This window comes from Paenibacillus sp. Soil787, from assembly GCF_001429545.1.
Lineage (GTDB): Bacteria > Bacillota > Bacilli > Paenibacillales > NBRC-103111 > Paenibacillus_E.
The window spans coordinates 268,116-280,891 of sequence record NZ_LMSP01000001.1 but is presented as its reverse complement, the minus strand read 5'-3'; the positions used below and the strand labels follow the sequence as shown (position 1 = coordinate 280,891).

General features: G+C 45.3%; 13 protein-coding genes and 1 pseudogene. 2 read left to right on the top strand and 12 right to left on the bottom strand.

Going from position 1 to position 12,776, the window contains the following annotated elements:
- Nucleotides 1-204 precede the first annotated feature (204 nt).
- The 7 genes and pseudogenes from ASG93_RS01335 to ASG93_RS01310 all read right to left on the bottom strand — a co-directional run bounded on the left by ASG93_RS01335 (nucleotide 205) and on the right by ASG93_RS01310 (nucleotide 5,783).
- Nucleotides 205-2,493 carry a stalk domain-containing protein gene (locus tag ASG93_RS01335; RefSeq protein ID WP_056828057.1) on the bottom strand — a complete coding sequence of 763 codons (2,289 nt, stop codon included), beginning with the start codon at nucleotides 2,491-2,493 and terminating at the stop codon, nucleotides 205-207.
- A 152-nt stretch (nucleotides 2,494-2,645) separates the two neighbouring features.
- Nucleotides 2,646-3,467: an AraC family transcriptional regulator gene (locus tag ASG93_RS01330; protein WP_056828055.1), complete on the bottom strand. Its 822-nt coding sequence runs from the start codon at nucleotides 3,465-3,467 to the stop codon at nucleotides 2,646-2,648.
- A gap of 385 nt (nucleotides 3,468-3,852) precedes the next feature.
- Complete coding sequence (locus tag ASG93_RS01325; protein ID WP_056828054.1) at nucleotides 3,853-4,083, bottom strand: hypothetical protein; 231 nt, start codon at nucleotides 4,081-4,083, stop codon at nucleotides 3,853-3,855.
- A gap of 285 nt (nucleotides 4,084-4,368) precedes the next feature.
- Entirely contained in the window at nucleotides 4,369-4,587 is a 219-nt protein-coding gene (locus ASG93_RS01320; protein WP_056828052.1) for a helix-turn-helix domain-containing protein, read from the bottom strand.
- Between the two features lie 10 nt (nucleotides 4,588-4,597).
- Nucleotides 4,598-5,080, bottom strand: a complete 483-nt coding sequence (locus ASG93_RS01315; RefSeq protein WP_056828051.1) for a DUF2975 domain-containing protein — start codon at nucleotides 5,078-5,080, stop codon at nucleotides 4,598-4,600.
- A gap of 36 nt (nucleotides 5,081-5,116) precedes the next feature.
- Nucleotides 5,117-5,268, bottom strand: a pseudogene (locus tag ASG93_RS33730) (DUF2975 domain-containing protein); the annotation flags it as partial.
- 236 nt (nucleotides 5,269-5,504) lie between these two features.
- The gene (locus ASG93_RS01310) at nucleotides 5,505-5,783 is read right to left on the bottom strand and encodes a hypothetical protein (RefSeq protein WP_056828049.1); all 279 of its coding nucleotides are present in this window, start codon (nucleotides 5,781-5,783) and stop codon (nucleotides 5,505-5,507) included.
- Nucleotides 5,784-5,989: 206 nt separating this feature from the next.
- Between ASG93_RS01310 and ASG93_RS01305 the strand changes: the two genes are divergently transcribed.
- Both ASG93_RS01305 and ASG93_RS01300 read left to right on the top strand, forming a co-directional pair.
- Nucleotides 5,990-6,271 carry an ArsR/SmtB family transcription factor gene (locus ASG93_RS01305; protein ID WP_056828047.1) on the top strand — a complete coding sequence of 94 codons (282 nt, stop codon included), beginning with the start codon at nucleotides 5,990-5,992 and terminating at the stop codon, nucleotides 6,269-6,271.
- Nucleotides 6,272-6,339: 68 nt separating this feature from the next.
- Nucleotides 6,340-7,536 carry an MFS transporter gene (locus tag ASG93_RS01300; protein ID WP_056828045.1) on the top strand — a complete coding sequence of 399 codons (1,197 nt, stop codon included), beginning with the start codon at nucleotides 6,340-6,342 and terminating at the stop codon, nucleotides 7,534-7,536.
- Between the two features lie 528 nt (nucleotides 7,537-8,064).
- Here ASG93_RS01300 and ASG93_RS01295 read toward each other — a convergent pair.
- From ASG93_RS01295 to ASG93_RS01275, 5 genes are read right to left on the bottom strand one after another with little or no spacing between them, the layout of a single operon-like run.
- Nucleotides 8,065-8,988, bottom strand: coding sequence for a multidrug resistance efflux transporter family protein (locus ASG93_RS01295; protein WP_056828043.1), 924 nt, complete (start codon nucleotides 8,986-8,988; stop codon nucleotides 8,065-8,067).
- Nucleotides 8,985-9,692 (bottom strand): ABC transporter ATP-binding protein, encoded by a 708-nt coding sequence (locus tag ASG93_RS01290; RefSeq protein ID WP_056828041.1) that lies wholly within the window; start codon nucleotides 9,690-9,692, stop codon nucleotides 8,985-8,987. Before ASG93_RS01290 ends, ASG93_RS01295 begins: the two co-directional genes overlap by 4 nt.
- The gene (locus ASG93_RS01285; RefSeq protein ID WP_056828039.1) at nucleotides 9,689-10,474 is read right to left on the bottom strand and encodes an ABC transporter ATP-binding protein; all 786 of its coding nucleotides are present in this window, start codon (nucleotides 10,472-10,474) and stop codon (nucleotides 9,689-9,691) included. Before ASG93_RS01285 ends, ASG93_RS01290 begins: the two co-directional genes overlap by 4 nt.
- Nucleotides 10,471-11,712 carry a branched-chain amino acid ABC transporter permease gene (locus ASG93_RS01280; protein ID WP_056829250.1) on the bottom strand — a complete coding sequence of 414 codons (1,242 nt, stop codon included), beginning with the start codon at nucleotides 11,710-11,712 and terminating at the stop codon, nucleotides 10,471-10,473. Before ASG93_RS01280 ends, ASG93_RS01285 begins: the two co-directional genes overlap by 4 nt.
- 9 nt (nucleotides 11,713-11,721) lie before the next feature.
- Nucleotides 11,722-12,708: a branched-chain amino acid ABC transporter permease gene (locus ASG93_RS01275; RefSeq protein ID WP_056828037.1), complete on the bottom strand. Its 987-nt coding sequence runs from the start codon at nucleotides 12,706-12,708 to the stop codon at nucleotides 11,722-11,724.
- Nucleotides 12,709-12,776 lie beyond the last annotated feature (68 nt).

Here is a 12,776-nt window from a genome sequence, read left to right as displayed (position 1 = left end):
TATTATAAAACATCAATTTTCTCAAAACAATGACCTATTCTCATCGATTATTGATCTATTCTCATATATCTCGGTGAATCTCTATGAATGGCATCTATGAACAGTGGAGAAAAGAACAAATATATAAAATTGATTATCGACATGGAAACTGGCGGGGGAAATGACCAAAGAAGCCTTGCATCGCAAGGCTCCTCTCTTCATCTTTTAAGGCAAATTTAATGTCGGCGTGCTATCGAAGAAATTCCACGGTTTCAACATCGCATGGACCCATTCCGTTGGCATAATAGGCCATTCTTCAGCACGAGCCACATGTGTAGCTCCCGTCGTGATCCATACCACGTCATCTGTGTTCTCAATCGATGCGTTGTCCGCTGTAAATTGACCTAAACCTGTATCCTTCGCCGTGCGATTTGGATACTTGCCTTCTGGATATCGTTCATCAGGATTGTAGGTTGTCACCCAAATTTGCTTATCCATAAAGCCTGCACGCTTGAACAGCCAGTCGTCAGCGCTGAATAGCGCACCTTTCGCAATCGGATGTGTACCGCCAGCAAAAGGAATAATTTGATAGGAGACCGGATTACCAACTTTGTTCTCTTTATTCGGATTGCTTAGAATTCGGATCGTGGAAGGATCGAATTTTTGCGCAGCTTCTTGTTCCGTTTTAACGGTTTGGTGCTCGGTGATCATAACACTTTTACGCGGTCCGCCATCCGTATTCTCAGCAACTTTTGGATCAATTTCCGTTAAGGAGTTATTCACTCCATCTACGTCCATATCGAGTCTAAAATTATAAATGTGCTGATGCGTTGTGCCCACAATATGATTATCGAGCAGTGTGCCATATTTCGTATCTTCAACCGCTGTTGAATCGTGCATATTATTGGTTACGACACCTTTGACCGCTTCAATCCCGGAGGCACCGACGTCAATTTTAATCGTACCATTCGGTTGAAGCACCCAATCGAAAATATAATCATAATTACCGACCGTAGATATCCAACGAACGACCAACTCTCTGCGCTCTTTACTATCTGTACCTTGCGCCGACATCGTATCATGGCGATACTCAGGTCCCGCATATTGTTCGAAAACAGCCATCGCATTCGGAACCGTACGCGGATTCCCTTGAGTGTCAGCAATGACAGCATCTAACAACATGGCGTTGTCAGGAACATCCTTCCCTTTGACAAGTGACGACGTCAATGTCCCCATACCATACTCCCCGGAATCAAAATACGTTTTGAAATACCAACCAATATCCGGATCCCCATAAGGTACGACCATGCCGCCAAGTGAGCCTTCGTACATGACTTTCCGCTTCTTCCCTTGATCGTTATACGTCATTGTCGAAAGAATCGGCCCAACCCGACTATCCAAGCGCAAGTGAAAATCCCAGTTCCCCCAAGAGATCATGTTTCCAGTTACATCGTAATTTTTGCCCGCTGGCTCCTCAATCGCAAGTGGCTTCTGGGCTAGCTTATCTGCAAAATTACGGCCATCATACGGATTGGCTTGCATCGGAACCGGGATAACCCCGCTATCCTCTATTTTAATGATTTGTTTCTTTTCCAGGTCGACAACAGCGACTAAATCTTCAATTGGGTGAGCCCAGAAGTTACCATCTCCTGTATCCAAATAGGAAACAACTTTCAAGAGACGGGCATCCTCAACTAGATCGTCTTCTCCTCCAAAATAACCAACCGTCAAAGGTGTTGTCACGACTTTTTTGATATCGGAAATGCCTCGCTTCGCGACTGCTTCCGCGTAATCCGCATCCCCTTCGATGACGCTTTGCACCGTAATCATATCGTCAAGGGTGACCATTCCTTGTGCGCCTTCCTTGGTTTCCCACTTGGACAGCTTCGCATCAGCAAGATTTACTTCACCCTCAATCACTTGCTTACCGTTCATAGCAACGAATTGAGCAACTCTCGGTAAACTTTTGCTTTTGCCGTCTGCTAGCACATAGCTCCACACATCGCTTTTCACTGGCGGTTTCAGAGAAATTTCCGTAAAAAGCATCGTCTCTTTGTACTTTTCTGATCCTTTTACAATACTGACCGCACCTTCAATCTCTTTGGCCGTCAGTGGATTCAATGGGTTGGTGTCATTCGATATACGAACGCTTGAAACAACGTCAGCTTGGAAAATTTCATTGATAAAATCATGATACACATACGTGATGCCATCCCTCATCACAACAGGCCCAACGAGTGTAAGCAGCTTTCCATTCACCTTCACATTTGCACTATTCAAATTGAGCTGAGCCACTTTGCCGTCCTTAACGACTTGAATCGTCTTCGACGTTTCATCCCAATACACCGCAGCTCCAAATTCCTCAAGCCTTTGTCGTAATGCTACGTATTCGTCTTCAAAGCTGCCACCATGTGCATAAGCCTGATGCGAACCAAATGGCATGAATGGCGTGATCGCCATTGTCAGCATGGTGCCAACGATTAAACTCTTTTTAAAAGAATTAGCAATTTTCATTCATGTAGTCCCCTTCTGTTATGGAGTGAAGTTAATCTCGATGTGGTTAGTATACTAGAAGGTTTTGCGGAAATATTGGAAAAATCGGCCCTTGCGTCAGGTTTCATGACATGAACACAAAAAAAAGACCACGTCGTGGTCCTTTCTATTCTTTACCCCTGTAAACAACGCTTCATCCAAGCATGCGGCGTCTCTTGATAGAACTTTTTAAACTCATTGATGAAATGCGGCTGATCATAGTAAAAGGCATTATCCGAAATGCTGTCCCAAATCACTGTGGATTGCCGATTTTCGATCAGCCCGTTTAGAGCATGCTGGAATCTCGTAATCTGGCTAAACACCTTAGGAGATAAGCCAACGAAATGCTCAAATTGCTTGCGGAGATAGCGTTCCGAATACGCCGTTTCGGTCGCCAAATCCTTTACACTTATGTTCCCTTTCGCCATAATCATCTGATTTAACGCAAAGCGGACTAAGCGTGAATCCTGCTGAATAGTTAAGACCTCACCAAGTACTCCCTTGAACAAGCGTATCTTTTCAGAGAACGTTGCTGCCGTAAGAATAGGCTCGACGCTCTTATTAGTCATCAAGATAAAATCTGATAATGGACAAGATTGACTAATCAAATCCTTCATATCAATCTTCGATCTACCTGTTACATGTAGGGAGAGAAAACGAACACCGAAGTAAACGGTATTTCTTTTCAAGGTGATCGTGTGTCTGGAAAGCACGGAGCCGTACACCTGGATGTCAGGCTGACTAGCTTCACAACTGAATAACATGTCCACATGACCGTCCGGAATCACTACGAAATCTGGAGATCCCACGCTTTTGGAGCGAAATTGATAAAATAAAGCGGGGATGTTGCGCGCGTCGCCATGCGCTTTGTATTCTTGATAATCAGCCGTATGCCACGCTATTTCAGGCTGCAAAGGGACATAACCATGGTTCGTATCCGTCATGAACTCATTCATCGCCTGCTCCCCCTCAAATATCCAATTGGTTTTAAATCATTATTTTAATGAGCAAACTAAATATTGTCAATATATATAACATATGTAGATATATTAAGTGACATGAACGGGCAGAGTTTCAAGTCTCCGACCAGTCCGTGGATCTTGCCAAGATCAGGAATCCTATATAAAAAAAGCTTGATTTCTCAAGCTTTCTCGCATCGGTTTATGTAGGCACCTTTGTGTCATTGGGCAGTTGCCGTTATACCACCGCCATGTGCTGCTTCAAAACATTAAGGTTAGCCAAAAACAGCCTGCCGTGTTTTACAACACAGCCAGGCTGTTTGGGAATTAGAGTGCCGACGCTGCTGTAAGTATCCTTTTAAAATGACTTACCGCCTTCGACTTAAATTAAGCTCTTCATGCCCCGCAGCCACTCATAAAAACCATCATCGAAAAAGAGATCAGGAATGTATGTCTGAGTGTAACTGCAATTAGGGCAAAGAAGTACCAACCCTTGTTCAAGCACCTTAGGGTATAATTTCTCGTGTTTACTGTTGTTTCCGCAAGTAAGAGGATGCACTCCTTCTGCCTGCTGGTAATCCTTAATACGTTGCTTAACATCCTCTTTGTTCATTTATATCCCCTTTATTTGTTGAGATCAGCATTATACCAAGATATTATACACGATGTACTCATCTACAACATAAAATAATCTAAGCGCCCATTAAATTTCAAGCCATCATCCGTGGGGCATCAATTTAACTTGTTTTCAGAATTCTCCCTTTCTTTTCCCTTGTAAAAATCGCATAAAAAAACCGGACCCTGTATTCTACAAAGGAATCCGGTTTTCGTAATTGGGTGGTAGCTAGAATTCGTTAACCTATCGTTTCCGTTAGCTTAAATAAATTAGTTGTCTGTTTTATTGAGTGTCTTCGTCGCTTTTGTACTCCAAAATATCACCTGGCTGACAATCCAAAGCCTTACATATCGCTTCTAATGTTGAAAAACGAACCGCTTTTGCTTTCCCATTTTTCATAACGGAAATATTTGCCATAGTAATTCCAACTCTCTCCGAAAGCTCCGTTACGCTCATTTTTCGTTTTGCCAACATCACATCAATATTAATAATAATTGCCATATCATCCACCTCAGACCGTCAAATCATTTTCTGATTTTATATTAATAGCTTCTTGTAAAAGTCTTTGGAGAACAGCAGCAAAAACGGCGATTACCATAGAGGCGAAAATAATGACCAATCCGATTGGTATGAAACTTGGAGGGTCAACTCTTTCCGCCATGAGATAGTAGAGTGGCATACCTAGCAGGTACAAGGTACTGATCGTGATGGCACAGTATTTTATATTTTTTAAAGCCTTTACCGATAATTCCGAGAACGCTTGGTTCTTATCAATATAACTTAAAAGTTTAAAAGCTTGATACAGAGCAAAGTAAAAAGGTATCGCCGCCGCGTACATATCGATTAAAACGAGAGATTTCATATAAGCAATATCTGGATACAATTCTCCAGCAAAATTCCCGATCTTAGGCACCAAAAATATGCACAATGCAAGAACTGGGATTCCTATAAAAATAACAGCTAGCTTTAAAAAGAGTGTCGTAACTTGTTTCATAAAAGCACCTCGTTAATTAAATTTTACCGAAACGTTAATCATTGTAAAAGCACATTTCTTTATAATCTTCAAAGATTTAAGGGATAATTCAGAGAAAGCATTGTTCTTTTCGATGTAGGTTAATAGTTTATATGCTTGATACAACGCAACGCAATACAGAATCCGTATGCACATACTAAAAAGGGGAATCCGGATGTACTCAACATGATTTTATCATATAATTTATCGTTTTACAATAAATTGGTAGTGTTTTTCATTATATTATTATTGTTATTTTTATATCCTTTAATTTCGACAAAAATAAAAAGCATTTCTCATTACTAAGAAATGCCCTTACTTTAAAATGTTGAATTTACAACTTGTTCAACAAAACTGCCCGTCCCTCGGTTTAGCAGAGAAAAGGGCTGCAACGCGGTCAATGTCATCAAGTTAAGCTGAAAGACAAAGTTGGAACGAAGCTAACAGCTGATTTATAGCGGATTTTGCGTGGATTCTGCTGCCCTAGGAGAATGGGTCGAATTGGCAAAATGTTTTTGCGAATCAGCGCTTCAACATCGGGCGGGGGTTCATCGCCGCGTGAGCGTAGGAAATGTCTACAAACGTGAACGGCAACCGTGAAGTTGACTTGGTATTGGTGCTGTTTATCCATTTGGGAAATGACTACGTGCGAGGTAATCATTTCAGCAAAATTGTACATGATCATCCTTGCGAAAATCTCTTGGAATCGATGCTTCATTTAGTCAGAATATAGAACTTAAAAAGCCCACAGGTGATTTATCATTTTCACCTGACGGCTCTTTTTTTATGGGCAAGCGAATGAAAATAACCCTATTTACTTTTATCCTAAGGTATGGTACCTTTATTTCGACAGATATAGAAATAATCACAATAAGCAAAGGTGAGGTAACGATGGTCGAGGATAACGCGGAGGTACGGCAAGCCGTCAAAGTATACAAAGCACTAGGGGAACCGACCCGGCTTAAAATTGCCCTGTTGCTTACCGAAGAGAGGAATTTGTGCTGCTCCGATATCGGAAACAAGCTGGAATCCATCGCTGGCTCGACACTATCCCATCACCTGAAGCAATTGACGGATTGCGGCCTACTCGATCTCCGTAAGGATGGAACGTACATCTACTACAGCGTGAACCGCGAAATAGCACAAAAGTATGCACCGTATTTGCTGGAATAATTTTTTTATCATTATTTCTATATTTCTAGAAATATAGATTATCGGACAGAGAGAGGAGTAAGAAAATCATGTCATACGCTTGGAAAATTTACATGTTGGCCGCCGTCAGTTTTCTTGTCGGAACGTCGGAGTTTATCATCGCAGGCATTTTGGATAAAGTTGCGGAGGATATCGGTGTCTCGGTGTCCGCTGCAGGACAGCTCATTACCGTTTTCTCGCTCGCTTACGCTTTCGGGACCCCTATCCTTATGGCCGTTACTGCTCGCCTGGAGCGACGGAAGCTGCTGCTTTACTCACTCGGCCTTTTCGTAATAGGAAACGGAATCGCCTTTATTTTGCCGGGATATGAATCTCTAATCGGATCTCGGATCATCTTGGCACTCAGTACCGGGGTGTTTGTCGTTACAGCCATGACCGTGGCCTCCAAGATGGCTCCGCCTGAAAAGCAAGGCAGCGCCATAGCGACACTCGTTATGGGCTTCAGTACCTCGCTGATCATCGGCGTTCCTCTTGGAAGGGTTGTCGCTTCCGCCTACGATTGGAAAACAATTTTCGGGGGAATCGGCGCACTCGGGCTGTTCGCTATGCTTGTTATTGCCTTCACGATTCCACAAACGGATGGCGAAGAACCAGTGCCGCTTCGCAAACAGTTGGCGCTGTTGAAGGAACGAAAAATCGTTTTGGCCTTGTCTGTAACCTTCTTCTGGATCGGTGGATATTCGATTGCCTATACGTACATTTCGCCGTTTCTACTTACCGTTACGGGATTGAGCGAAAAATGGGTGAGCATCGGATTGTTCGCTTTCGGCATCGCAAGCTTGATCGGTTCTAAGCTCGGAGGCTATAGCACAGACAAATGGGGATTCCCCCGCACGCTGGTCGGCGGCATGCTGCTGCACGCGGCAGCTCTAATCCTGTTATCGCTGGCAGCTCTATCCCCTGCTCTCGTGTTCCCGCTTCTCATGCTCTGGGCGTTCTCGGCCTGGTCGTCGGGTCCTACGCAGCAGGTTCATTTAATCACACTTGCTCCGGAAGCTTCCGGCATTATGCTTAGCCTAAACATGTCGGTCGTGCAGCTTGCCATGGCCGCCGGAGCGGGGATCGGGGGCATCGTCATAGAGCAAGCGTCGTTGCCAGCCATCAGTTGGATTGGGGCGGCGGGAGTTACCATCGCCGCGGGGACAGCCGCCGCATCGCTCGGACTATCTCGCTCCCATTCGCGCAGGAAGTTGGAAGAGCGAAACTTGAGGGAATCGGAAGCCTGATTAAACAAATAGGAAGCCAAATTTCACGATAGCTCTTCACTGTTCCGCAGAAGGCTGCCGATCCCCCGGTAGCCTTCTCTTTTGGAAGGCCTATACATTTGGAAAGATATGGTTGAGGTGTTCGTCGTAACACTCAATGCCCGAACCAATGATGTTGAATTCCTCCTTTATCACCTAAAACCCCCACGCAATACTACAATGCAGGGACATTTGCGCATTTTTTTACTGACACAAATTTCCCTACATAAAAATAATAAAAGCTTGGTTTCTCAAGCTTTTTCGAATTGGTTTATGTAAGCACTTTTGTGTCATTGGACACTTGTCTTGTCCAGTTGTCCGTTAAAGCAAAAGTGGTTGCACTCGTTCATTCTCTTTTCCGAAAACGCTTCCATTTCTTATATTTTACCGCACCCGGTTTTGCAAGTTTTACCCCAGTAACTCGTCATAAATTCATACAAAAATTGATTATCGGCACGTGAAAAAGAGAACCACCCCCATCGCGAGGACGATTCTCCCTTCTTTTGAAACCTATTGCACGCTAACTTGTTTCTCCGACAACAAACTATGAAGCATCATGCCCAGAACAACACTTAGCATACCGATCCAAGATAAAATAGAAGGAAAAGCAGCTTTAAGCAGCACCAATTCGCCGATGACTGTAAAAATAATTTCACCCGCCTGCGTCGCTTCCACTGCCGCCAATTGATGAACGGACCCCTTCACCTTATCCGTCGCCGAGAAAAAGAGTACGGTCGCTATGACTCCCGAACAAATGGCTACAATAGCAGACTGACCGCTTTGCCCTGCGCTCGGCGCGCCGGCATGAACAAGCGCATAGACCGAAAGCGCAATCCATAGCGGAAGACTGGCTATGGTCATTCCAAGAACGCGCTGGTAAGCATCCAGCCGCCCTAAGCAGACCTCCATCATCTTTCGATTGCCAAGCGGATAAGCAAAGGCTGCGAGAAGAACCGGCACCACGCCTAATAACGAGCTTTTGATGGAGAGATTACCGGCTTGTTCCGCCTGCATGACAGCTACACCAAATAAGATGATGAGAGACATCAGCAGACCTTTTAAAGGAATTTTATTCTTGCCGAATAATGGAGCAAGCAATGATCCCGCAACAATGGTAATTTGCCATGTCGCTGCAATGAGCCATCCCGGCCCATAAGCAGAGGAAAAACAGATCGGCACATAAAATAACCCGAATCCGACAAAACTCCAACCCATCCATACCCATGGCTGCTCCTTCATCGTGATCAGCAAGGCTCGTAAATTCCCTCTGATCAAGACGATCAACAGAAGAAGCGGAAACATGAAAAGATAACGAAGCGATGCGCTCCATATCCAATATCCGCCCGACAGCTCCATAGCCCGGTTCATGATGAAAGAGAACGAGAAAAAGAAGGAGGCCAGGATGCCGTAACCCATCGAGAGAAATCGTTTCATCCGGCCAGATAGGCTTCCTTCACTTGATTATTGATAAGCAGCAATTTGGCGTCATCCTCTAGAATGATCTCACCCGTTTGGATGACATAGCCGCGATGGGCGATTTGCAGCGCTTGAAAGGCATTCTGTTCCACAAGCAAAATCGTCATTCCCGTACGGTTCAGTTCCTGAATGATTTCGAAAATTTGATCCACAATGACCGGAGCCAACCCCATCGACGGTTCGTCAAGCAGCAATAGCTTCGGCTTCATCATGAGCGCGCGGGCGATCGCAAGCATTTGTTGTTCTCCTCCGCTCATCGTTCCACCGACTTGATTCAACCGTTCTTTCAAACGGGGGAAATAGACAAAGGACTGTTCCATGCGCTCTTTGATGATTTTTTTATCCTTTACCGAAAATCCTCCCATCTCCAGATTCTCCTTAACCGTGAGACGAGGGAATATACGCCGCCCCTCCGGCACATGGGCGATGCCTTCCATTGCCGTTTGGTGAGCCGGCCAAGCGGAGATGTTGTTTCCATTAAATAGGATGGAGCCCTTCGTTTTCACTTGACCGCTTATCGATTTAAGCGTTGTGGATTTCCCCGCTCCGTTGCAACCGATCAAGGTAACAATTTCCCCTTCATTCACATGTAACGTTATTCCCTTTAACGCATGGATACCGCCATAATAGGCCTGAACCTCGTGCAGCTCCAGCAAGCTCATGAAATCACCTCTTGTCTTAATGCGCTTTTACCCAAATAGGCTTCAATGACTCGCAGATTCGAACGAATCTCACGGGGAGATCCCTCGGCTATTTTTTCGCCGTGATCCAGCACGAGAATGTGATCGGAAAGATCCATAACGAGCTTCATATCGTGCTCAATTAATATAATCGAGATGTCCAATTCCCGCTGAATCCTGCGGATAAGCTCGGTCAATTCTACGGTTTCACGAGGATTCATGCCTGCAGCGGGTTCATCCAAAAGTAGCACCTTCGGTTTAGCCGCAAGTGCCCTCGCGATTTCCAGACGTCTTTGCGCTCCATAAGACAGGCTGTTCGCTTTTTCATTCAGCAGCAGCTCGAGACCGACATACTGCAAGATCCGGTAAGCTTCATCTATCGCTCTTTGTTCCTCCATTCGGACCTTAGGAAGACCCAGCAGCGTGCTGAATATACCCGCATTTAGATGAATGTGCATCCCAACCATCACATTTTCGATAACGGTCATGTTCCCGAATAACCTGATATTTTGAAAGGTACGGGCAATGCCCTTCTCGGTTATACGATCCGGCTTCACCTTTACGATCGACTTGCCTTCCAGTTCGATTTGGCCCTCATCAGGCGTATAAATGCCGGTGATCATATTGAAAAAGGTCGTTTTCCCGGCACCATTCGGGCCGATGACTGCTGAAATCTTACCTTTCCGAAACTCAAAATGAACACCGTTAACGGCAATCAAGCCGCCAAAGCGTTTGACCAGATTTTTAACACGCAGCACAGTCATTGGGCGATCCCTCCGTTTTGCCGGTTTACGCTCACCTTGCGATTCTTCGCAGGAATCAATCCGTTAGACTTAAAGATGGCGATCAGGATTAAGATAGCGCCAAAAATAAACCGCTGCATTTTGGACGGAGATAAGGCATTCGGAATATGAACCGCGCCTTGCAGCGTCAATTGGTTCAACCAGTTCGTGAATTCCGTCAGCACCTGCAGGTTGAGGATCGTCACGAGCGCAGCTCCGAGAATCACGCCTGGAACGCTTCCCATTCCCCCCAGAACAACCATGACCAAAATTGTCGTAGATTCAAGCAGGGTAAAGCTTGACGGATCAATAAACGTTTGTTTGGCGGCAAAGACGACGCCCATCATCCCGGAGAAGGACGCCCCAACGGCAAATGCGGTTAACTTGGTGCGAATTAACGGGATCCCCATCGACTGAGCGGCAATTTCGTTCTCCCGAACCGCTTTCCAGGAACGCCCTAACCGAGAATGCTCAAATCGCCTCACTCCGAAAATAACAAAAGCCAAGATGGCAAGCACTATAAAATAAAATTGGTGTGGATGCGTAAATTCGTAACCGAATAAATCGGGAGGCTTAATCGATGAAATCCCCATGGCTCCGTTCGTAATGTTCACCGGCTTTTCGAGGTTATTGAAGATGATCCGTATGATTTCCCCGAAACCCAGGGTGACAATAGCGAGATAATCCCCCTTCACCCTAAGTACCGGAAGCCCGAGAAGAACACCGAACAATGCAGCCATAAAGCCGCCGATGATAATAAAAAGCCAGAACGTGGTGCCGGAAAGCGGGAATAAATTCCCTGGTATGAAATGATTCGCTTGAGCGGTGGAAAAAATGCCGTATGTATAGGCCCCGATGGCAAAGAAAGCGACAAACCCCAGATCCAAAAGTCCCGCAAAGCCGACAACGATGTTCAATCCTAGCGCCATCGCGATATAAATGCCGCTCTGTGTTGCGACTTCCATATAGGAATCGTAGGCTGGCCCTCCGGAGGTAGCCAATGGAATAATCAAGATGAGTAGAGCGCCGCCGATGATCCATTTGATTCTGTGGCTGAAGGAGGTGTAGTAAAGCATGAGGAGAGAAGCAAGTAATAATAAAAAGGCCGTAACCGATTTTGCGGTAAAATATACGCTAAGCGAGGTAACCGCAACGAAAATAGCAAGCAGCAAGACTTGAATATTCGCATTTTGGAGCCATACCCGTTTGATTTTATCCATCGTCATGATCTACACCTTCTCTTTGACGGCTCTGCCAAACAAGCCTTCGGGTTTAAAAATCAGCACGATAATGAGAATCATGAACGAAAATACATCCTTATACTCGGCACCAAAGCTGCCGTTTGTCAGCAATCCAAGATTGGAAGATGCGAACATTTCCAATAGCCCGATAACGAGCCCGCCGAACATCGCTCCCCGTATGTTGCCGATACCGCCTAGCACGGCGGCTGTAAAAGCTTTTAAACCCAGTATATACCCGATAAACGGATCGATTGTCCCATACTGCTGGGCAAATAATACTCCCGTCGCGCCGCCTAATGAAGAACCGATGAAAAAGGTCAGCACGATGATTTTATTCACATTGATCGACATCAACGAAGCCGTTTCACGGTCTTGCGCAACCGCCCGCATGGCTACTCCCCATTTGCTTCGGTTGACGAACAAATCCAATCCGATCATCAGCAAAACAGCTACAGCGATAATAATAATCGTATTGATTTTCAAAGACGCGTCGCCGAACCAAGCGCCCAGAGAGGAAGTGCCGATTTTCACATTTTTATCGTATAACGTGATGCCGCTTACGATGTAGTTGCCTGTTTTCAACTCTGAAATAAAGCGAATGAGATCTTGGACCACAAAAGAAACCCCAATAGCGGAGATGAGCGAAATCAGCTTGGGCGCTTTCCTGAGAGGGCGATATGCAATTCGTTCTATTCCTACACCCATAACCCCCGTAAAAAGCATTGCGATCGCAAGGATAAGCACGTAAGCCAACCATCCTGGCATACCGGCAAGCCACCCGGTCGAATGAAAGACAAACAATACGGATGTACCCACGAATGCACCGGTCATAAAGACTTCTCCATGCGCAAAATTGATCAGCTCAAGAATACCGTACACCATGGTATAGCCTAACGCGACGACCGCATAAATAGCACCTAAAGCAAGGCCGTCGATCAATACCTGGGGGAGTGTGTGCAGGATGTTTAAAATCATGAAGCCTCTCCTTTCGGGATGAATGGATCATAAAGAGGTACGGCGTCAAAGCAAGCACATACCTCTTT